Annotated in this window: 19 protein-coding genes; all 19 read left to right on the top strand. The window is 37.7% G+C overall.

The genetic code is table 11. The annotated features are described in order from the left end of the window. Positions 1-3: 3 nt before the first annotated feature. The 19 genes from spoIIIAE to D1953_RS01940 all read left to right on the top strand — a co-directional run bounded on the left by spoIIIAE (position 4) and on the right by D1953_RS01940 (position 20,562). Positions 4-1,203: a stage III sporulation protein AE gene (spoIIIAE, locus tag D1953_RS02030; RefSeq protein WP_119115475.1), complete on the top strand. Its 1,200-nt coding sequence runs from the start codon at positions 4-6 to the stop codon at positions 1,201-1,203. Positions 1,204-1,218: 15 nt separating this feature from the next. Next, a complete protein-coding gene (gene spoIIIAF / locus D1953_RS02025; RefSeq protein ID WP_119115474.1) occupies positions 1,219-1,824 on the top strand; it encodes a stage III sporulation protein AF in 606 nt (201 codons plus the stop codon). 4 nt (positions 1,825-1,828) lie between these two features. Continuing rightward, positions 1,829-2,485: a stage III sporulation protein AG gene (spoIIIAG, locus tag D1953_RS02020; protein WP_119115473.1), complete on the top strand. Its 657-nt coding sequence runs from the start codon at positions 1,829-1,831 to the stop codon at positions 2,483-2,485. Between the two features lie 13 nt (positions 2,486-2,498). Then, on the top strand, positions 2,499-3,149 hold the full coding sequence (locus tag D1953_RS02015) for a SpoIIIAH-like family protein (protein ID WP_119115472.1): 651 nt from the start codon (positions 2,499-2,501) through the stop codon (positions 3,147-3,149). Positions 3,150-3,870: 721 nt separating this feature from the next. Beyond that, positions 3,871-4,377 (top strand): acetyl-CoA carboxylase biotin carboxyl carrier protein, encoded by a 507-nt coding sequence (accB, locus tag D1953_RS02010; RefSeq protein ID WP_119115471.1) that lies wholly within the window; start codon positions 3,871-3,873, stop codon positions 4,375-4,377. Positions 4,378-4,391: 14 nt separating this feature from the next. Beyond that, positions 4,392-5,744, top strand: coding sequence for an acetyl-CoA carboxylase biotin carboxylase subunit (gene accC, locus D1953_RS02005; protein WP_119115470.1), 1,353 nt, complete (start codon positions 4,392-4,394; stop codon positions 5,742-5,744). Between the two features lie 26 nt (positions 5,745-5,770). Further along, positions 5,771-6,184, top strand: a complete 414-nt coding sequence (locus D1953_RS02000) for an Asp23/Gls24 family envelope stress response protein (protein WP_119115469.1) — start codon at positions 5,771-5,773, stop codon at positions 6,182-6,184. A gap of 373 nt (positions 6,185-6,557) precedes the next feature. Continuing rightward, positions 6,558-6,950: a transcription antitermination factor NusB gene (nusB, locus tag D1953_RS01995; protein WP_119115468.1), complete on the top strand. Its 393-nt coding sequence runs from the start codon at positions 6,558-6,560 to the stop codon at positions 6,948-6,950. A 67-nt stretch (positions 6,951-7,017) separates the two neighbouring features. After that, complete coding sequence (gene folD, locus D1953_RS01990) at positions 7,018-7,893, top strand: bifunctional methylenetetrahydrofolate dehydrogenase/methenyltetrahydrofolate cyclohydrolase FolD (protein WP_119115467.1); 876 nt, start codon at positions 7,018-7,020, stop codon at positions 7,891-7,893. Between the two features lie 246 nt (positions 7,894-8,139). Further along, the gene (xseA, locus tag D1953_RS01985; RefSeq protein ID WP_119115466.1) at positions 8,140-9,492 is read left to right on the top strand and encodes an exodeoxyribonuclease VII large subunit; all 1,353 of its coding nucleotides are present in this window, start codon (positions 8,140-8,142) and stop codon (positions 9,490-9,492) included. Further along, the gene (locus D1953_RS01980) at positions 9,489-9,728 is read left to right on the top strand and encodes an exodeoxyribonuclease VII small subunit (protein WP_119115465.1); all 240 of its coding nucleotides are present in this window, start codon (positions 9,489-9,491) and stop codon (positions 9,726-9,728) included. The genes xseA and D1953_RS01980 overlap by 4 nt, the downstream gene beginning before the upstream one ends. After that, the gene (locus D1953_RS01975; protein ID WP_119115464.1) at positions 9,728-10,618 is read left to right on the top strand and encodes a polyprenyl synthetase family protein; all 891 of its coding nucleotides are present in this window, start codon (positions 9,728-9,730) and stop codon (positions 10,616-10,618) included. The genes D1953_RS01980 and D1953_RS01975 overlap by 1 nt, the downstream gene beginning before the upstream one ends. Positions 10,619-11,045: 427 nt before the next feature. Further along, positions 11,046-12,938 (top strand): 1-deoxy-D-xylulose-5-phosphate synthase, encoded by a 1,893-nt coding sequence (dxs, locus tag D1953_RS01970; protein WP_119115463.1) that lies wholly within the window; start codon positions 11,046-11,048, stop codon positions 12,936-12,938. A 4-nt stretch (positions 12,939-12,942) separates the two neighbouring features. Continuing rightward, a complete protein-coding gene (locus D1953_RS01965; protein WP_119115462.1) occupies positions 12,943-13,770 on the top strand; it encodes a TlyA family RNA methyltransferase in 828 nt (275 codons plus the stop codon). A 284-nt stretch (positions 13,771-14,054) separates the two neighbouring features. Continuing rightward, a complete protein-coding gene (gene ahrC / locus D1953_RS01960; RefSeq protein WP_119115461.1) occupies positions 14,055-14,504 on the top strand; it encodes a transcriptional regulator AhrC/ArgR in 450 nt (149 codons plus the stop codon). Between the two features lie 20 nt (positions 14,505-14,524). After that, on the top strand, positions 14,525-16,240 hold the full coding sequence (recN, locus tag D1953_RS01955; RefSeq protein WP_119115460.1) for a DNA repair protein RecN: 1,716 nt from the start codon (positions 14,525-14,527) through the stop codon (positions 16,238-16,240). 130 nt (positions 16,241-16,370) lie between these two features. Then, complete coding sequence (gene spoIVB, locus D1953_RS01950) at positions 16,371-17,666, top strand: SpoIVB peptidase (RefSeq protein ID WP_119115459.1); 1,296 nt, start codon at positions 16,371-16,373, stop codon at positions 17,664-17,666. Positions 17,667-18,031: 365 nt separating this feature from the next. Beyond that, positions 18,032-18,820: a sporulation transcription factor Spo0A gene (spo0A, locus tag D1953_RS01945; RefSeq protein WP_119115458.1), complete on the top strand. Its 789-nt coding sequence runs from the start codon at positions 18,032-18,034 to the stop codon at positions 18,818-18,820. Positions 18,821-18,984: 164 nt separating this feature from the next. Beyond that, positions 18,985-20,562 (top strand): flagellar assembly protein A, encoded by a 1,578-nt coding sequence (locus tag D1953_RS01940; protein WP_119115457.1) that lies wholly within the window; start codon positions 18,985-18,987, stop codon positions 20,560-20,562. Positions 20,563-20,627 lie beyond the last annotated feature (65 nt).

Here is a 20,627-nt window from a genome sequence, read left to right as displayed (position 1 = left end):
GTTATGAAGCAGCGGCATCTTTTTTTTATCGTTGTATACACGCTGTTCCTTTTTTTTCAAACGACCGTTGGACAGGCTGCTGAAGAAGATGAATTGAAACAAGAACCCATTATGCAGTCGGATTTAGTACAAGATCAACTTGAGAGAATTGACTTTGAAGAGTTAAAAACCTTTTGGGATAGCGTCATTACAGAGTATGGTGGTTTTTTGCCAGAAAGTCAAAAAGGCAGCTTTATGGATTTTGTAAGTGGAGAGAAGCAATTCTCCTTTAGCGAGTGGTTTAAAGGTATTGCAAAGTTTGTCTTTCATGAGCTGCTTGTGAATGGAAAGCTGCTTGGTTCGCTTCTTCTGCTAACAATCTTTAGTATGTTTTTGCAATCTTTACAAAATGCTTTTGAACAAAGCTCCATTAGTAAAGTCGCATATGCCATTGTGTACATGGTGCTCATTATATTAGCGTTAAATAGCTTTCATGTAGCAATGGAATATACGAAAGAGACCATTAACATGATGACTTCCTTCCTAATGGCGCTTATTCCATTGTTACTTGCGCTAATTGCTACTTCGGGAGGGCTCATTTCAGCCGCTTTTTTTCACCCGCTTTTGATGTTTTTGATGAATACAAGCGGCATTTTAGTTCAATATGTCGTGCTGCCGCTCTTATTCTTTTCGGCGATTTTAAGCATTGTCAGTACACTTACCGATCATTATAAAGCGACGCAGCTTGCCCAGTTATTGCGAAACTTTGCCATCGGTATTCTCGGTGCATTTATGACGGTTTTTCTTGGGGTCATTTCCGTACAAGGAACTTCTTCGGCTGTAGCTGATGGCGTGACGATTCGGACGGCTAAGTTTATAACAGGAAATTTTATTCCGGTGGTTGGCCGAATGTTCACTGATGCTACAGATACCGTCATTAATGCATCGGTTTTATTAAAAAATACAGTGGGAATGGCTGGAGTTGTTATTTTATTAGCGATTATCACATTTCCTGCCCTTAAAATTTTAGTGATTTCGTTTATCTATAAATTGGCAGCGAGTTTATTGCAGCCGCTCGGTGGAGGTCCGGTGATTGCTTGTCTCGGTATTATTAGCAAAAGTATCATCTTTATTTTTGCGGCGCTTGCGATTGTGTCACTTATGTTTTTTCTAAGTATCACCGTTATTATTGCTGCGGGGAATATTACGCTCATGGTTCGTTAGAGAGGAGGCGATATCGTGGATTTTTTAGCTAGTTGGATCTCAAATATTATTATATTTATTCTATTAGCGACCGTCATCGATATGCTGCTTCCAAACTCAGCTCTGCAAAAGTATTCAAAAATGGTGATTGGGCTGCTGCTTATAGCGGTTATTATTACACCGATTCTACGTTTACTTCATACAAATTTTGATGATGTTCTAGCCTCTGCGACGATTCAATTTGAGCAGGGAGAGGCTCAGTCACTTGGAAATTTAACAGAATCGAAGAAAAAAGAAATACAAGCTGCCCAAAGTGCATATATTTTAGAACAAATGGCTGTCCAATTACAGGCAGAGGCAGAAGAGGAGCTGATGGAGAAGTATCAAATGGAGATTCAGGATATTGAGGTAACTGTTAAGGATGAAGAGAAACCAGAACCAGAGAATTTACAACATATTACGGTTAGCCTATCAGAAGTAAAAGAGGATGAAACCATTGAAGCCATTGCGAAGGTAGAGATTGATACAAAGCGTGCTCTTGTGACAGATGATGCACGCTATGCAGATGTGAAACAATTCCTAGCAAATACTTGGTCCATTGATGAAGAAATGATTCAAATTGCCGGGGAAAGGAGGGACTAAACCATTGAAAAATGAAAAAGGTCCATTATCCTGGCTCACTCAATTTTTGAACAAACATAAAAATCAAAAGGATAAGAAGCCATCACTCTATGTATATGTCTTTATCATCGTTCTACTTGGAATGGGGATTATGATGGTCGGTAATTTATTTACGGCTAATCAACCGGAACAAAATGAGAAACTTCAATCCGTATTTAACAATAAGGAAGAACCAAAAGACGCCGAAGTATTTGGTCAGAAAAACGAATCAGAATTTAAAACAACACGAGAGTATGAAGTGTATTTACAAAATGAGATGAAAGAAGCACTGGAGATGATTGCGGGTGTCAGTGATGTGAAAGTTGTCATCTATGTGGATGCAACAGAGAAGAAAGAATTTGAAAGAAATAAAGTAACCCAAAAACAGGTGACAGAAGAAGCTGATCAAGAAGGTGGGAAGCGAACCGTAGAAGATACTTCGATTGATGAACAGCTCGTTATTATAAAAAATGGTGATAAAGAGGGTCCAATTGTTACACAAACGAAAAAGCCTAGTGTTAGCGGTGTATTAGTTGTTGCCAAAGGTGCTGAAAATATCCAAATAAAAAAATGGATTGTAGAGGCGGTAACTCGTGCTTTAGATGTACCAAGCCATCGCGTATCTGTAATGCCTAAAAAATAGGAGGGTGTATACTATGTTATTGAAAAAACAAACAGTATGGTTATTAACGATGTTAAGTCTTGTCGTCGTCTTATCTGTCTATTATTTAACATCTCCTGAAAATGTACAAAATGCAGCGACATCGGAACAGCAAAAGAATGAACAAAATGAAAATGCCATGGTTGGAGACGAAATGGAATCAGAATCAGAATCAGTAGCGAAGCCTGATGCAACTGACACAAAGAAAGAAGAAAAATCTGATACAAAGTCAGACACAAAATCAGATGAGGAAGCGAAAAAAGATTCTGAAGCATCCGTAGCGATTACTTCTGGAGACGATACATTTGACGCTTTACGTATGCAAATTGATGATGAACGATCTAAATTAAGCCAAGAATTAACAGAAAAAATGGGGAATACAGAGCTAAGTACGGAGGAAAGAAACGCTGCTTATGAAGCGGTCGAACAATTAAGTGAGATTAAAGTAAAGGAAAATATTCTAGAAGGAATGATTGTTTCGCTAGATTTTGATGCGGCTCTTGTACGTGTAGATGGGGACGATGTGAAGGTGACGGTAAAAGCTGAAGAGCAATCGGCAGCTGATGCAAATAAAATTATGCGCCTTGTTCGAGGAGAAATAGAAGATGCTAACGATATTTCTGTAGAATTCCAGGTAGAAAAATAAGGAAGGAAATAGGATGATCTGATACACAACAGTTTTATAGATTAAAAGAGTAAAATTTTAGTCCCTTTCTTTTATACGAAAGGGACTTTTTTTGAAATTTATTAGGAAATATAAGGGATAAAAGAGAGGGAAGATAAAAAGTTTTTTGAATTTTAATAAAAATGATGTAAGCGATTACTTTTTATTGGATTTTTAATTTGAATATTTTTACAAATGTTATATTAGAAGTGTTTTTTGGGTTTTGAATTCAATAATCTGTAAGTGTAGTTTGATTATTACATGGTTAATTTTAGGTTTTTTCTGCTAGTTTTTAAGTGGATTATGTATTTTTGATAAACTAATTATTGAATTTTCAGTAGATTGTATCGTATGATGTTAAGGGCTAGATAATAATTTTTTTTTACTGATTTGAAAATAATATTCCACAGTAATGAAATCTCTGTTATACTACAGGTAAGGTATTAATTCTTGTAATTTTAAAGAACTAATAGTAATCCGCTCTAGCTATTAAAATATGTGAATTCTTCAGAATTTTTTTGAAGTAAACGTCTACATTATTAGCGGACGTTTCATGAAGAAAGTTATTGAAGATAGCATGTAATTTGACAGAGTAAATTTCTTTTAAGGATGTTTTTTTCTCTTCGGTGCGGACAGACTGTAGTTGAGAGTTACTGAAAAGATGCCTCAACCAAAACATTAAAACAAGACAAGGAGTGCCAAGATGAAAGTACAAGAAATTCGTGAAATTATTAAATTAGTTGATCAATCAAACATTAGTGAATTTTCTTTTGAACAAGAGGGTTCAAAAATTAAATTAAAGAAAACAGAAGTAGGTACAGTTGTTTACCCAACAGCAGCTCCAGAAGTGAAAGCTGTAGAAGCTCCAAAAGCTGCTCCAGCACCAGCTGCTGCACCAGTAGAAGCTCCAAAAGCTGCTCCAGCACCAGCTGCTGCACCAGTAGCTGCTGTAGCTCAAGATACAGAAGGATTACATAAAATCACTTCTCCAATGGTTGGAACTTTCTATCAATCTCCATCACCAGACGCTGATCCATATGTAAAAGCTGGCGATAAAGTAACTGGCGATTCAATCGTATGTATCGTTGAAGCAATGAAACTTTTCAATGAAATCGAAGCAGAAGTAAACGGTGAAATCGTTGAAGTGTTAGTTAAAGACGGCGAGCTTGTAGAGTACGGTCAAGCATTATTCTTAGTAAAGCCTGAGTGAGGAGTTGTTCCAAAATGATTAAAAAGGTATTAATTGCAAACCGTGGGGAAATTGCAGTACGTATTATTCGTGCTTGTAAAGAACTAGGGATTGAATCAGTAGCAGTTTATTCTGAAGCTGATAAAGATGCCCTTCATGTTCAACTTGCTGACGAAGCATATTGTATTGGACCTAAACTATCAAAAGATAGCTATTTAAATACAACGAATATTCTTAGCGTAGCGAAGAAAACAGGGGCTGACGCTATTCACCCTGGTTATGGTTTCCTTGCTGAGAATGCTGACTTTGCTGAGCTTTGCCGTGACGTAAACATTACGTTTATCGGACCAAGCCCAGAAGCAATCAGCCAAATGGGTACAAAAGACGTAGCACGTCGTACGATGGAAGCTGCGAATGTTCCGATTGTACCTGGTACAAAAGGTGTTATCGCAAGCGTTGAAGAAGGTGTAGAGTTTGCTGGTAAAATTGGTTACCCAGTAATCATTAAAGCTACAGCCGGCGGTGGCGGTAAAGGGATCCGTGTTGCAAGAACAGAAGAGGACCTGATTAAAGGCATCAACATCACGCAACAAGAAGCGGCAACTGCTTTCGGTAACCCAGGTGTTTATATTGAGAAATTCATCGAGGATTTCCGCCATGTTGAAATCCAAGTTATGGCTGATAACCATGGCAATGCGATTCACCTTGGAGAGCGTGATTGTACAGTTCAACGTCGTCTGCAAAAACTTGTTGAAGAAACTCCATCACCAGCTCTTGACGGCGAACTACGTGAAGAAATGGGTCAAGCTGCTGTAAAAGCTGCACTTGCAGTTAACTACTCTGGTGCAGGTACAGTTGAATTTATCTTTGATTACAAAGCTCGTAAGTTCTACTTCATGGAAATGAACACTCGTATCCAAGTAGAACACCCAGTTACAGAAATGGTAACAGGTTTCGACTTAATTAAAGAACAAATCAGAGTGGCATCTGGTGAAAAGTTATCAATTTCACAAGAAGATGTAACATTCAATGGTTGGTCTATTGAGTGCCGTATCAACGCTGAAAACCCAGCGAAAAACTTCATGCCTTCAGCTGGAAAGATCCAAAACTATCTTGCTCCAGGCGGTTTCGGAGTGCGTGTTGATTCAGCGGCATACCCAGGCTACTCAATCCCACCATACTATGATTCAATGATTGCGAAATTGATTGTTCACGCTCCAACTCGTGAAGAGGCAATTGACAAAATGAAACGTGCTTTAAGTGAATTTGTCGTTGAAGGAGTTCATACAACAATTCCGTTCCACCTTAAATTACTTTCTCATGATCAGTTTGTTTCAGGAGAATTTAATACGAAATTCCTTGATATTTATGATGTAATGAACTCATAATGTAAGGAAGATAGGAGGTGCTTGGAATGAGTGAAGTAGAAAATCAATTGCTTGAAGTGACTGACTATAATAGTGGACTTGGCAAGGTTGAAATTGCTCCAGAAGTAATTGAAGTCATTGCGGGGATTGCTGCATCCGAAGTTGACGGGATTGCTCATATGCGCGGTAATTTTGCGACAGGTGTCGTAGAAAAGCTGGGCAAGAAAAATCACGGCAAAGGTGTTAAAGTCGATTTAACTGGAGAAGCAATTAAAGTGGATCTCTATTGTGTCATGAAGTTTGGAGTCTCTATTCCGAAAGTTGCGCAAGAAGTACAAGATAACATTCGTCAAGCTTTGTTAAACATGACCGCTATTGATGCTGGTGAAGTAAACGTACATGTTGTCGGAATACAATTCGAAAACGCAAAGCAGGAAGCAGATTACGAGCAAGATATTTAATCATTCTAAACGAATCCTCGAAAAACCCGGCTAATAGCCGGGTTTTTTGTCGTAAGGCTGTTTCGTTTTCCTTGAAACGCTTGCAAGATGTGTAAGTGCTTGAAGTTATCCTTTAATTCATGTTTATTTTCTGTTAGAGTAGATAAGATGGATGTAAGAAAGTTATGAAAAATGGGCACAGTAAGTTTGATAAAAAGGCTGTGTTACACAATGTTGCTAATTAAAGTATCGTAAGTAACAAAGCCGATGAAAAAGAACGATGGATATTATGGATAAAATAAAGAAAATCTTAATATTTTTGTTTTTTTATAAATTAATGTTCGTCTGTGCAAGCATTTTCAGATATAATAGTAGATGTTAAAGGAGTAATATGATGAAAAGAAGAACAGCACGTGAAAAAGCCCTTCAAGCATTGTATCAAATCGATATCGTTGGAGCAGAAGTACAAGATGCGATGGAAAGCGTATTGAATGGTGCAGAACCTGATCACTATTTAGAAGCAATAATCACAGGTGTTACAGGGAAACGTGAAGAATTGGATGAAATCATCCGTGGGAATTTAGAGAATTGGAAATTAGAAAGACTGGCGAATATTGACCGGAATTTACTTCGTATGGCTGTTTATGAAATGGCCTACAGTGAAGATGTTCCTGTTAGTGTTGCAATTAATGAAGCGATTGAGATTGCTAAGAAATTCGGTGACGATCAATCAAGCAGCTTTGTAAATGCCGTTTTATCAAAAGTGAAAGCTCATTTAGGCTTTTAAAAGCTTAGCTAATCGGATGCCACCGCAATTTCTTTTACAGCATAATTACTATTGGGAGGATACAATCATGACAGCTCAAATTATTAATGGGAAAGAAATTGCACAGGCAGTGAGACAAGAAATTCGTGAAGAGGTAGAACAATTAAAGCAAAAAGGTCTTGTGCCTGGTTTAGCTGTAATTTTAGTTGGAGATAATCAAGCTTCACAGACTTATGTGCGTAATAAAGAAAAGGCATGTGCTGATTTAGGTATGCATTCTGTGTTGATTAAAAAACCTGCTACACTTTCACAAGAAGAACTAATTGAAAACATTAATGAATTGAATCAAGATGACTCAATTCATGGGATTTTAGTTCAACTTCCATTACCATCTCATATTAATGAGGAAGCTATTATTGAAGCTATTTCACCGGAGAAAGATGTAGACGGCTTCCATCCAATTAATATTGGAAGAATGATGACAGGACAAAGAGCTTTTTTACCTTGTACCCCATATGGAGTTATGGTAATGCTCAAACATATTAATTATGATTTGGAAGGCAAGCATGTTGTAGTTGTTGGCCGAAGCAATATTGTTGGAAAACCGATGGGACAATTGCTATTAAATGCAAATGCGACGGTAACGTACTGTCATTCTAAAACAAAAGATTTGACTTATTTCACAAAACAGGCTGATGTCATTGTTGCAGCGGTTGGGAGAAGAAATACAATTACGAGCGAGCATATTAAAGAGGGTGCGGTCGTGATTGACGTAGGAATCAATCGTAATGAAGAAGGAAAACTATGCGGGGACGTTGACTATGAAGATGTGTTAAGCAAAGCTTCTTATGTAACACCAGTGCCAGGAGGCGTTGGACCAATGACGATTACAATGCTAATGCAAAACACTATAGAATCAGCTCAAAGAGCATATAATGTACGCCAATCTGCTTTAAAATGTTAAAAAGTCGTTAAAATATTTCGATGAAGCGGTTTCTTGTTTTATAATAACAAGAGACCGCTTTTTTAATAATGCAAGAAAGTATAAACTGTTTGACATGTTTTAATGTTTAGCTCTGGGCGCCATCGGCTTTATCGTTTAGATAATCGCTTCGGAAGGCAAAGAACGTCTTCCATCAGTGCTTATCTTATGCTTGTCGGCGATGACGGGCGCCTTGCGCTTTTCTTATAAGGAGACGGAATTTAAAATATGAGTGAACAACAATATTTGAGCGTTTCGGCACTAACTAAATATATTAAGCGAAAGTTCGATGTGGATCCGCATTTACAGCATGTTTATATAAGAGGGGAAATCTCGAATTTTAAACAGCATACAAGCGGACATATGTATTTTACGTTAAAAGACGAAAAATCACGTCTTTTAGCCGTCATGTTTTCGGCCCATACTAGAGGGATGAAGTTTGTTCCGGAAAATGGGATGAAGGTACTTGTACGCGGTGATGTAACGGTTTATGAAGCAAGTGGACAGTATCAAGTCTATGTAAAACATATGGCTCCTGATGGAATTGGTGATCTATATTTAGCTTATGAGCAATTGAAGAAAAAGCTTGAGGAAAAAGGAATGTTTAGCGAGCAGCATAAGAAGGCGATTCCTCCTTATCCTCATACTGTTGGGGTTATTACATCGCCTACAGGAGCTGCTTTAAGAGATATTCTAACAACGATTAAGCGTCGTTACCCGATTGCCAAAGTGATTATTTATCCTGCACTTGTACAAGGAGTAAATGCTGCAAAGTCTATTGCTTTAGCGATATCGAAGGCAAATGAGCGAAGAGAAGCGGATGTATTGGTTGTAGGTCGCGGTGGAGGGTCTATTGAAGAGCTTTGGGCTTTTAATGAAGAAATCGTAGCCGAATCTATTTATGATTCTGATCTGCCTATCATTTCAGCAGTCGGTCATGAAACAGACTTTACAATTGCTGATTTTGTCGCGGACTTGCGAGCGCCAACACCGACAGGAGCAGCTGAGATGGCTGTCCCTCATATGAATGAAGTGCTGGAGCGGCTAATGAACCGAAAAAATCGTCTAACACGCTCAATGCAGGAACGGATTCATTTCGAATCGAATCGTTTAGCCAGGTTAGAGAAATCGTATGCGTTTCGCTATCCACAAAAAATGTATGAACAAAAACTAGAGCAACTAGACCGGGCTACGGAGCGTTTACAGAAAAATAGTGAGCGCTATTTTATGAATAAGAAAGAAGCATTAGAGCAAATGGATGCCATCTTAAGACGTCAGCATCCTGCAGAAGCTCTTCAACGCTCAAAAGAATCATTAGAGCAGCGTCATAAAAATTTGAATCGCGCTATGATGGCTATTTTAAAACAAAAGACTCAATCATTTGTTCATATAACCTCGACTTTATCGGCCGTCAATCCTCTGCAAATTATGGAAAGAGGATACGGGCTAATCTTTGGGGAAGATGAGAAGCTCATTAAAAGCACGAAACAAGTGTCTAAAGGAGATAAGATTTCTGTCTCGATTAAGGATGGTACACTTACATGTAAAATTGAAGAAATTCAAGAGGGGGTAGAGTCGTGAAGGATCAACAAGAGCTTTCATTTGAAGAAGCAATGGAAAGTTTAGAACAAATCGTAGAAAAGTTAGAGGAGGGAGATGTCCCTTTAGAAGAAGCTATCTCGATTTATAAACAAGGAATGAACTTATCTCGTCTTTGTCATATGAAACTGAAATCGGTAGAAAATCAATTAACAGAAATCTTAAATGAAGATGGACAATTAGAGAGTTTTACAACTGTAGAGGAGGAAACACCGTGATGCTAGACTATGCTGCGTTTTCCAGAGAATATAAGGCGGTTATTGAGAAGGAAGTTGTTGAGTATGTGAGAAAGTTGCAGGCTCCTTCTATTGTGAAAGAAGCAATGATTTATTCATTAGAAGCAGGGGGAAAACGAATTCGTCCAATGCTTACTTTTGCTGTATTAGCTTCCTTTGGTCGAGATATAGAACGTGCTATTCCGGTCGCCGCTGCTATTGAGATGATTCATACTTATTCATTAATTCACGATGATTTACCTAGTATGGACGATGATGATCTTCGTCGTGGTAAACCAACGAATCATAAAGTTTTCGGTGAGGCCGTTGCTATACTTGCCGGTGATGCATTACTTACATATAGCTTTCAATTAATTGCGGAGATGACTCATTCTGAAGTAACTCCAGAGATGAAATTAGAATTAATTTCAGAAGTTAGTAAATCTGCAGGAGCTGAAGGAATGGTCGGTGGTCAAATTGCAGATATGGAAGGGGAAAATAAGCAATTGACCCTTGAACAGCTAGAATACATTCACGAGCATAAGACAGGTAAACTATTAGCAGCTAGTATTTTATCCGGTGCTATTTTAGCAGGAGCGAGCGCCGAGCAGCGTCAGCATTTACGGCAGTTTGCTTTTCATTTAGGACTAGCCTTTCAAATCCGCGATGATATTCTCGATATTGAGGGAACGGAAGAAGTACTTGGCAAACCGGTCGGCAGCGATATGACTAATCATAAAAGTACTTATCCAGCATTGCTTACGTTACAAGGTGCAAAGGAGAAGTTAGCGGAGCAGGTTCAATTAGCTCAAGACGCATTAGCAGAGACTAAGTTGCCTACAATGATTCTACTTAGTGAACTGACTGATTTAATCGCAAACCGTAACCATTAATTTATGTAACGAATTTGTGATGAATTAAGGTTTATGCTATAATTATAATGCTAAAATATGTGGAACTAATTAAATTTTTGATGATTGTACACAGTCGCCGAAATCATTTTGGATGCAGGCGGCTATTTTTACTATTGGCTGTGTTTCCTCATATTGTTAATCGACCGTATCGTATACTAAAGCCTCACTTAGAAACCGTATTCTCTCTATAGAACAGGCTTTGGTATAATAAAGATAGAACTCGATTTTGCCAGGCTGAAAAGTACGATAAATCGATAAAGGTTTGCTTATTCAAAAATACACATTATAATGACTTATAAATAAAAACAACTTAAAAAGATTTTTCGGACTAGCGTTATAAATGTTTATGTTATGCTTGCTTTGTAATAGCTGTTTGCCGAAAATGACAGAAAGTGAGTGGTCCTGTTTGGATCTTCTATCTATAAAAGACCCTTCATTTTTGAAGAGCTTGAGCAATGAGGAATTAGTTGAATTAAGTGCAGATATTCGTCGATTTCTCGTTGAAAAGACATCGGTAACAGGCGGTCATATCGGTCCTAATTTAGGTGTCGTCGAATTAACGATTGCTCTTCATAAGGAATTCGATAGTCCAAAAGATAAAATTATTTGGGATGTAGGGCACCAATCTTATGTTCATAAAATTTTAACTGGACGAGCTAAAGATTTTGATACATTAAAGAAATATAAGGGGCTTTGTGGGTTCCCGAAGATGGTTGAAAGTGAGCATGATGTTTGGGAAACCGGACATAGTTCTACTTCTCTTTCTGCTGCCATGGGAATGGCGGCTGCACGGGATATTAAACAAGAACAAAGCTATATTCTGCCTGTGATCGGAGATGGTGCCTTAACGGGTGGAATGGCACTCGAAGCACTTAATCATATTGGGGATGAAAAGAAGGATATGATTGTTATTTTGAATGATAACGAAATGTCCATTGCACCAAATGTTGGTGCACTTCATTCTGTGCTTGGTCGACTTCGTACAGATGGCAAATATAATCGTGCTAAAGACGAATTAGAGTGGTTGTTGAAAAAGATACCAGCAGTTGGCGGTAAATTGGCAGCAACAGCAGAGCGTCTAAAAGACAGCTTGAAATATGCACTCGTTTCAGGAATGTTTTTTGAAGAATTAGGATTTACGTATCTGGGGCCGGTTGATGGTCATAATTACGAAGATTTGTTTGAAAACTTCCGTTATGCGAAAAAAATAAAAGGTCCCGTTTTATTACATGTTATTACGAAAAAAGGAAAAGGATACACACCTGCTGAAACGGATACGACTGGAAATTGGCATGGAACGGGTCCTTATAAGATTGAAACGGGTGATTTTGTTAAGTCACATAGCAACGGTCCCGCATGGAGTTCGCTTGTAAGTGAGACTGTTCGTAGGTTAGCACGTCAGGATGAGCGAATTGTAGCCATTACACCAGCCATGCCTGTTGGTTCAAAGTTAGAGGGCTTTGCTAGTGAATTCCCTGAACGTTTCTATGATGTCGGCATTGCCGAACAGCATGCTGCAACGTTTGCGGCAGGGCTTGCTACGCAAAAAATGAAACCGTTTTTAGCCATTTATTCGACGTTTTTACAAAGAGCTTATGACCAAGTTGTGCATGATATTTGTCGTCAAAATTTAAATGTTTTTATCGGGATTGATCGAGCGGGGCTTGTTGGATCAGATGGGGAAACACATCAAGGGGTCTTTGATATTGCATTTCTTCGTCACGTGCCGAATATCGTTTTAATGATGCCAAAGGACGAAAACGAAGGCCAGCATATGGTGAATACAGCGATTCAATATGATGATGGGCCGATTGCGATGCGTTTCCCACGAGGAAATGGCTCCGGAGTACCAATGGACAAAGAGTTAAAGCAAATTCCAATTGGTAGTTGGGAAGTGCTTAAAGAAGGCTCGGATGCTGTTATTTTAACCTTTGGTACAACAATTCCGCTAGCGATGAAGGCAGCCACACAGCTGGAGAAGGAAGGCTATTCTGTTAAAGTTGTAAATGCTCGCTTTATTAAACCGATGGATGAGAATATGTTAAATGCATTACTAGGTAGTAAAGTTCCTATTTTAACGATTGAAGAAGCGGTTCTTCAAGGCGGGTTTGGTAGTGCGGTGATGGAGCACGCTCAAGAACAAGGATTTTACGGTGCAATTATTGACCGTATGGGAATTCCAGACTACTTTATCGAACATGGCAGTGTCGATGAACTGTTGGAAGAAATCCATTTAACAGCCGAAGCGGCAGTTAAGAAAATTAAACGAATGACACCGAAAAAACAAAAAAGGGCATGAAGCGATGAAAGTAATGAAAGAAAGGCTAGATGTTCTCCTTGTACAACAAGGACTAGCTGAAACACGTGAAAAAGCAAAACGAATGATTATGGCTGGACTTGTATACGCCAATGAAGAACGATATGAAAAGCCAGGTGAGAAGGTGCCTGTTGATTTAGAGTTTTCCATTAAAGGAAAAGTCATGCCTTATGTCTCAAGAGGTGGACTAAAGCTTGAAAAGGCGCTGAAGACCTTTGATGTAACTGTTGAGGGCAAAATTCTTTTAGATATCGGTTCTTCAACAGGTGGATTTACGGACTGTGCGTTGCAAAATGGAGCCGTGATGTCGTATGCGGTGGATGTTGGTTATAATCAATTAGCTTGGAAACTTCGTCAGGATGAGCGGGTAAAAGTGATGGAGAGGACTAATTTTCGTTATGTAACACCTGCTGATTTGGACGGAGAGATGCCAAGTTTTGCGAGCATTGATGTCTCATTTATTTCTCTTACATTAATTTTACCCGTTCTTAAAACGCTGCTTGTGGCTAACAGTGATGTGATTGCACTGGTCAAACCACAGTTTGAAGCAGGAAGAGACCAAGTCGGGAAAAAAGGAATTGTTCGCGACCCTAAAATTCACAAAGAAGTGTTGAATAAAATTATTATGTTTGCTGTCAAAGAAGGATACGATGTCCAAAATGCTTCGTTCTCTCCGATTACTGGAGGAGATGGCAATATTGAATTTTTATTACACCTTAGTTGGCAGGGCTCAAAACAAACGGGAGAGAACTTTCTTCGTCAGTCAGTTGATGAGATCGTGAATGAAGCTCATGCTCAGTTTAAGAAAGAATAATTTGTCGCTCCTTTAGATTTTGGCTAGAGGAGCTTTTTTTATCACGGTTATGTTATAGAACGCTGTTGATTTTGTCTTATTTCGTTTGAAATTGACATTTCATATGTATTTTATACAATTGTTGGATGTAAGAGGGCTGGCAGAGGAGCAGAAATACATGTACAATTGTATAAAAATACGCTACCATTAATAATATTGAAGGCTGTACAAACCCCTGTTTTAGAACAAAATTTGACTAATAATATGGAATATAGCCTGGAAAAATGAGAGGTGCTTTTACGTACATGAATAAAGGGCAAAGGCATATAAAAATTCGAGATATTATTACAAATAATGATATAGAGACGCAAGATGATTTAGTCGATCAGCTGAAAAGTGCGGGCTATAATATAACTCAAGCAACGGTTTCTCGAGATATTAAAGAGCTCCATCTTGTGAAAGTTCCTTTACCAGATGGACGTTATAAATATAGTTTACCTGCGGATCAGCGTTTTAATCCTCAGCAAAAACTTAAGCGAATGTTAGTAGATGCTTTTGTTAAAATCGATGCAGCGAATAACTTGCTTGTTATGAAGATGCTTCCGGGAAATGCTCAGGCGATATGTGCACTCATTGATAATTTAAATTGGGAAGAGATTCTTGGAACAATCGGTGGCGATGATACATGCTTAATTATTTGTCGCTCGGATAAAGAAGCAGAAATGGTTGCTCAAAAATTTTTAGATATGCTCTAGACGGTTTGGGGTGAGGAATTTTGTTATCAGAATTATCGATTAAAAATTTTGCCATTATAGATAGTTTAGCGATTTCTTTAGAAAAAGGCTTAACGGTGCTAACTGGAGAAACAGGAGCAGGAAAGTCCATTATTATTGATGCTATTCACTTATTAGTAGGGGGACGCGGGTCAGCGGAGTTTATTCGACATGGGGAAACGAAGGCTGAAATCGAAGGGTTATTTCAAATCGATGAGCCGCAGCACCCTGTTTTTGTTAAAGCATCGGAATTTGGGATTGATATAAGTGATGGCATGGTTGTTATAAGACGAGAAATGTCTACGAGTGGCAAAAGCGTATGTCGAGTAAATGGAAAGCTTGTGACCATCGCTACGTTACGTGAAATTGGTCGAACGCTTATCGATATTCATGGACAGCACGAACATCAAGAGCTGATGGATGAACGTCTTCATTTACCTTTACTTGATCAATTTGGCGGGGAAGAGATTATGCTAGCGCTTTCGGAATATGAAAAGCTATATAAGCGCTATAACACTGCTCAGAAGCAGTTAAAAAGTCTCAGCCAGGACGAGCAGCAAATGGTGCATCGACTCGATTTAATTCAGTTTCAATTTGATGAAATTCAAAAGGCTGAGTTGAAGCTGTACGAAGATGAGCAGCTTCTTGAGGAACGAAAAAAAATTAATAACTATGAAAAAATTCATGAAGCTTTGCAAACGAGCTACAATGCTTTGAATGGTGAACAGCATGCGTTAGATTGGCTATCGATTGCGATGCATCATTTAGAAGAAGCAGCTAACCTCGATGAATCTTTAAAGAATAGTTCAGACATTGTTTCAAATAGTTACTTTTTATTAGAAGACGCCATTTCAACGATTCGTGATCAACTGGATTCTCTTGATTTTGATACGGAACGGATTGATTTTATTGAAGGGCGCCTAAATGAAATTAACCAATTGAAACGTAAATACGGACGTACGATTGAGGAAATTGTCGAATACGGAGCAAAGATTGAAGAAGAAATTGAAACGTTGCTTAATCGTGAAACGCATATTGCTAAGCTGGAAAAGGAGTTAAACTCGATTAAAGCAGATTTACTCGTTGAGGCCAAACATTTATCGAGTCTTCGTCAAACCTATGCAGAGCAATTAACGAAAAAAATTAAGCAAGAACTGAAAGAATTATATATGGAAAAAACCGTTTTCGAAGCTCATTTTCATCAAACGGCTCATACATTTGATGAAACAATCGACAGAGAAATTAATCGAACAGGACTTGATGTCATGGAGTTTTATATTTCAACGAATCCTGGTGAACCGCTAAAACCGTTATCGAAAATTGCCTCTGGCGGTGAAATGTCCCGTATTATGTTGGCCTTAAAAAGTATTTTTTCGCAGCATCAAGGGATTACATCGATTATTTTTGATGAAGTTGATACAGGAGTAAGCGGGCGAGTGGCTCAATCGATTGGAGAAAAAATTTACAAAGTAGCTACAGGTTCTCAAGTACTTTGTATTTCTCATTTACCTCAAGTTGCTGCAATGGCTGATACGCATTTGTTTATTGCTAAAAAAGTGACAGAAGGAAGAACACATACATCTGTTACACCGTTAGCTGAGGAAGAAAAAATAAAAGAAATCGGCCGGATGATAGCTGGTGTTGAAATTACTGATTTAACGAAGCAACATGCTAATGAATTAATTCAACAAGCTCATAAAATTAAAGTCACATCTTAAAAAAACTATGTCTTGAAAAGCTATCCATATTCGGATAGCTTTTATTTCGTTGTGAGGTTATAAATGCTTGTAAGGAAGGCTAAATTAAAGATGTAGCCATAAGCGTGTAAATAGCGAGGAGAGTGTATAAATGAAGTTTGCAATGTTAAACAAAATCATCGGTGGAATTCTCCTGATTTCGCTATTAACATTAGGGTTATACCAGCCATTGCGTGAAGTATTCTTAATTCCCAATCACCTTGTGTTATTTGAGGGAAGTCACTATAATATTTCTACATCCTTACCCGTTTCAGCTAAACATGTAAACGCAAGTACAGCTAGTGTTACGATTCATAAAGATGATTCGGCTATCATGTTAGATGCTGATAAGCCAGGTACAAACGAACTTCTTCTTGATGTGGCCGGCTTGCCGGTTAAGAAAGTGGATGTTCAGGTTTTAGAAGATTTTAAAGTAGTCCCAGGGGGCCAATCTATTGGTGTGAAATTAAATACACTAGGTGTACTCGTTGTTGGTCATCATCTAGTTGCTACGTCAGAAGGAAAAAAATCACCGGGAGAAATGGCTAAAATTCAAGTTGGCGACATTATCACAAAAATTAATGGCCAAACGATAAAAAAAATGGGTGATGTTACTCCTTTTGTTCAAGAAGCAGGAAAAAAAGGTGAGCCATTGAAGCTTGATATTCAACGAAATCAAGAAAAACTAAAAGCGTCCTTACTTCCTTTAAAAGATAAGAACGAGGGGACGTATAAACTAGGTCTATACATCCGTGACTCCGCAGCAGGAATTGGAACGATGACCTTTTATCATCCAACTTCTAAAAAATATGGAGCACTTGGACATGTTATTTCGGATATGGATACGAAAATGCCGATTGTTGTCAAAGATGGACAAGTTGTTCAATCGACTGTTACATCTATTGAAAAAGGGAGCAACGGTGATCCTGGAGAAAAACTTGCTCGTTTTTCATCGAATCGAGAAGTGATAGGAAATATCAATCGTAATAGTCCATTTGGTATTTTTGGAAAATTAAATCAACAAATTGATAATGGGATTATGGATAAGGAGATGCCTATTACCCTTTCTCATGAAGTAAAGGAAGGTCCAGCGAAAATTTTAACGGTTGTCGAGGGATCAGAAGTAGAGGAATTTGATGTAGAAATAGTTAGTTCCATTCCACAAAAATTCCCGGCTATTAAGGGAATGGTATTAAAGGTAACTGACAAGGAGCTTTTAAAGAAAACAGGTGGGATTGTTCAAGGCATGAGTGGAAGTCCAATTATTCAAAATGGGAAATTAGTTGGAGCAGTAACCCATGTATTCGTTAATGATCCTACAAGCGGATACGGTGTTCATATCGAATGGATGTTAAATGAAGCAGGCATTAATATTTATGAAAAACCAGTCGTTAATAAGGCGAGTTAAAGGGGGCGAATGTTCGCCTTCTTTTATTTTTGTATGCTTAATTAATGTCGTTACAGAACGCATGCTGATGAATTTTTTCTCCTGGACAAAAAATTACAGACTTTTTGCCTTTGTAGATTGCTTGTTTTTAGGGTAGGCTGTTAAGTAGGAAGAAAAGGTTTAGTAAATAGACAAGATTTTATGATAGAATATATCGAAGAAAAGTTTTTTTGACAATTTTCAAATGTGTTTGCTAAGAAAAGTTAAAATATAGTAGAAATATGGAAAAATATTATTTGCATTATTTTCCTAAAAATAAAAGGTATTTTGTTTCTATTGTCGAAAAGAAAAACAAGACCAATTTATAGTAGAGGGGGAAATCAAGCGTGAAAAAAATTAAAGTGTGCGTTGTGGACGATAATAGAGAGCTTGTGGCTTTATTAGAAGAATATATATCAGCTCAAGACGATATGGAAGTCATGGCTGTTGCACATAATGGGCAGGAATGTCTAAATATGCTAGAAAACGTTCATCCTGATATTTTGATTCTCGATATTATTATGCCTCATTTAGATGGGTTAGGTGTGCTTGAAAAATTGCGCGAACAAAGGGGAACGATGCCCCATGTCATCATGCTGACTGCATTTGGTCAAGAAGATGTTACAAAAAAAGCAGTCGATTTAGGAGCGGCTTATTTTATATTAAAACCGTTCGATCTAGAGAGTTTAGTAAACCATATTCGTCAGGTGAGCGGAAAAGGGCAAGTGGTTATGAAGAATACCGCACAAACAGCCTATCGTACACAACCGGAAGCAAAACCGAAAAATCTCGATGCGAGTATTACAAGCATTATCCATGAGATTGGTGTACCTGCCCATATTAAAGGATATTTGTATTTAAGAGAAGCTATTGCAATGGTTTACAATGATATTGAATTATTGGGCTCGATTACAAAAGTATTATATCCTGATATTGCTAAGAAATATAATACAACAGCAAGCCGAGTAGAGCGAGCTATTCGACATGCGATTGAGGTTGCTTGGAGCCGAGGAAATATTGAGTCGATTTCATCCTTGTTTGGCTATACCGTCAGTATGACAAAAGCTAAACCGACGAATTCTGAATTTATTGCAATGGTAGCAGACAAGCTTCGCTTAGAACATAAAGCTTCATGAGAGAGTTAGGAATCCCCGATACTTATAGTTATTGGGGATTATTTTTTTGATAACGCTTACTTATGGGTTGGTACAAATTATTCATAATTTAGTCAAAATTTCTGAAACGATTGTTATATAATAATATGTAAATAGTCCAAAAGTTGGTTAACGGAGGTACTCCTATGATTATCGAAAAAAATGATGAAATGTTATTAGAGGAAGAAGATGGGCTCATTTATTTAACCGTCTATCAAAAAGGTTGCTCGTTTTTGCAGATTCATTCGATTATGGTTCAAAATCCACAATTAGATTTAGATTTGAAGAGCATTAATGATGTAATTACAGCTGCAAGTGGTAGTAAAGTTCGTGTGGGCAGAAAAAAACCAATTATTGAATGGGGAATTACTTCAGACAAAATGTCTGCTTCTATAAAACTGAATTGTACAAATCAATACCTTCAACAGCATTACTCCGAAATCGTCTCCGATATATTCAACCATCTTAATCAAGAGAAAATTACGGAAGGGATTCTAATACATGTAATTCAAAATGAGCTAGTTGTGAATGAAAGTATTATGATTGCTAAAGGGCAAGAACCTGTGCCCGGAAGTGATGCAGTAATTACATATTATAAACGTTCAGAACGAAAGCCTGCCATTCGTGATAATGGGAAAGCTGACTATTATGATATGAACTTCTTGGATCAAGTGGAAAAAGGGGATTGGCTTGGAGAGAAAATTCCTCCAACCAGTTCGATTCCTGGAAGAACCATTACAGGGGAATATGTCATTATTCCAAATGGTAAAAATAAAAAGCTTCTCTATGATCCAAAAACAGTGGGTGCTTTTAAAGAGGATGGAAAGATTGTTCTTCGCGCTTTAATCAATGGTGTAGTCGAATTTCATTCAGGAAAAGTCACTGTCGGAAATCACTCTATCATTGAGGGGGATGTTGGTGTAGAAACAGGAAATATTAATTTTGATGGAAATGTGACAATTAAAGGAACAGTATTGGACGGTTTTTCAGTCATTGCAACGAAAGACATTTCGATTTTAGGTGAGCTTGGTGTGGGCAATGTTGAAATGATTGAATCAAAGCTAGGAGATGTCTTTATTAAGGGTGGTATTTTTGGAAAAGGTAAATCCAAAATTGCTGCAGGGAGAAATATTTACGTTAAGCATGCAAATGAATGTTGTTTAGAGGCTGGGGGAAATATTCATATCGGTTATTATTCACTGGGCAGTACCTTAAAGGGGCAAAATATTATAACAGACGAACGGTACGGTAAATTAATTGGAGGCGTGATTGAAGCGCGCGGGAAAGTAAGAGCAGGGATTATCGGAAATCAAATGGAACGTAAAACGTTTATTCATGTAGAAGGCTTCAATCGTAATCAGCTGAAAGAAGAGTTAAATGAAATATTGATTCATTATAAAACAAAAATTCAAGAACTTGAGAATATTAAAGAACGGTTAAATGTGTACGATACCTTTATGGATGAACTGAATGCTGTTCAAAATAAACAATATGAGCAAACCACATTAGAATTTGAAAAAATTACCGAAGATATTTTTAAGTTTGACCAAAAGCGTAAGATATTAATGGGAATCCTCGAATCAAAGGGTGACGGAGAAATTACGATTGGACAAGTTGCTTATCCAGATACAAATTTACAAATTAAAAGTATGAGGAAGAAGCTAGTAGAATCAACGAAAGGAACGTTTTTTGTACAAGACAACAATATGTACTTTGAAAAATAACCACTATTAAATGTTTATCCCTCTTCATAAAAATGAAAAGATAGTAAATTTTATGAAGGGGGTAA

Source organism: Peribacillus asahii, from assembly GCF_003570725.1.
Lineage (GTDB): Bacteria > Bacillota > Bacilli > Bacillales > DSM-1321 > Peribacillus > Peribacillus asahii.
This window is presented reverse-complemented; position numbering and strand designations above follow the sequence as displayed.

Excerpts from the sequence above, each read along its gene's own strand:
- spoIIIAE (WP_119115475.1), top strand. The coding sequence starts at position 4 with ATGAAGCAGCGGCATCTTTTTTTTATCGTTGTATACACGCTGTTCCTT.
- D1953_RS02015 (WP_119115472.1), top strand. The coding sequence starts at position 2,499 with ATGTTATTGAAAAAACAAACAGTATGGTTATTAACGATGTTAAGTCTT.
- accB (WP_119115471.1), top strand. The coding sequence starts at position 3,871 with ATGAAAGTACAAGAAATTCGTGAAATTATTAAATTAGTTGATCAATCA.
- accC (WP_119115470.1), top strand. The coding sequence starts at position 4,392 with ATGATTAAAAAGGTATTAATTGCAAACCGTGGGGAAATTGCAGTACGT.
- D1953_RS02000 (WP_119115469.1), top strand. The coding sequence starts at position 5,771 with ATGAGTGAAGTAGAAAATCAATTGCTTGAAGTGACTGACTATAATAGT.
- nusB (WP_119115468.1), top strand. The coding sequence starts at position 6,558 with ATGAAAAGAAGAACAGCACGTGAAAAAGCCCTTCAAGCATTGTATCAA.
- folD (WP_119115467.1), top strand. The coding sequence starts at position 7,018 with ATGACAGCTCAAATTATTAATGGGAAAGAAATTGCACAGGCAGTGAGA.
- xseA (WP_119115466.1), top strand. The coding sequence starts at position 8,140 with ATGAGTGAACAACAATATTTGAGCGTTTCGGCACTAACTAAATATATT.
- D1953_RS01975 (WP_119115464.1), top strand. The coding sequence starts at position 9,728 with ATGCTAGACTATGCTGCGTTTTCCAGAGAATATAAGGCGGTTATTGAG.
- D1953_RS01965 (WP_119115462.1), top strand. The coding sequence starts at position 12,943 with ATGAAAGTAATGAAAGAAAGGCTAGATGTTCTCCTTGTACAACAAGGA.
- ahrC (WP_119115461.1), top strand. The coding sequence starts at position 14,055 with ATGAATAAAGGGCAAAGGCATATAAAAATTCGAGATATTATTACAAAT.
- spoIVB (WP_119115459.1), top strand. The coding sequence starts at position 16,371 with ATGAAGTTTGCAATGTTAAACAAAATCATCGGTGGAATTCTCCTGATT.
- D1953_RS01940 (WP_119115457.1), top strand. The coding sequence starts at position 18,985 with ATGATTATCGAAAAAAATGATGAAATGTTATTAGAGGAAGAAGATGGG.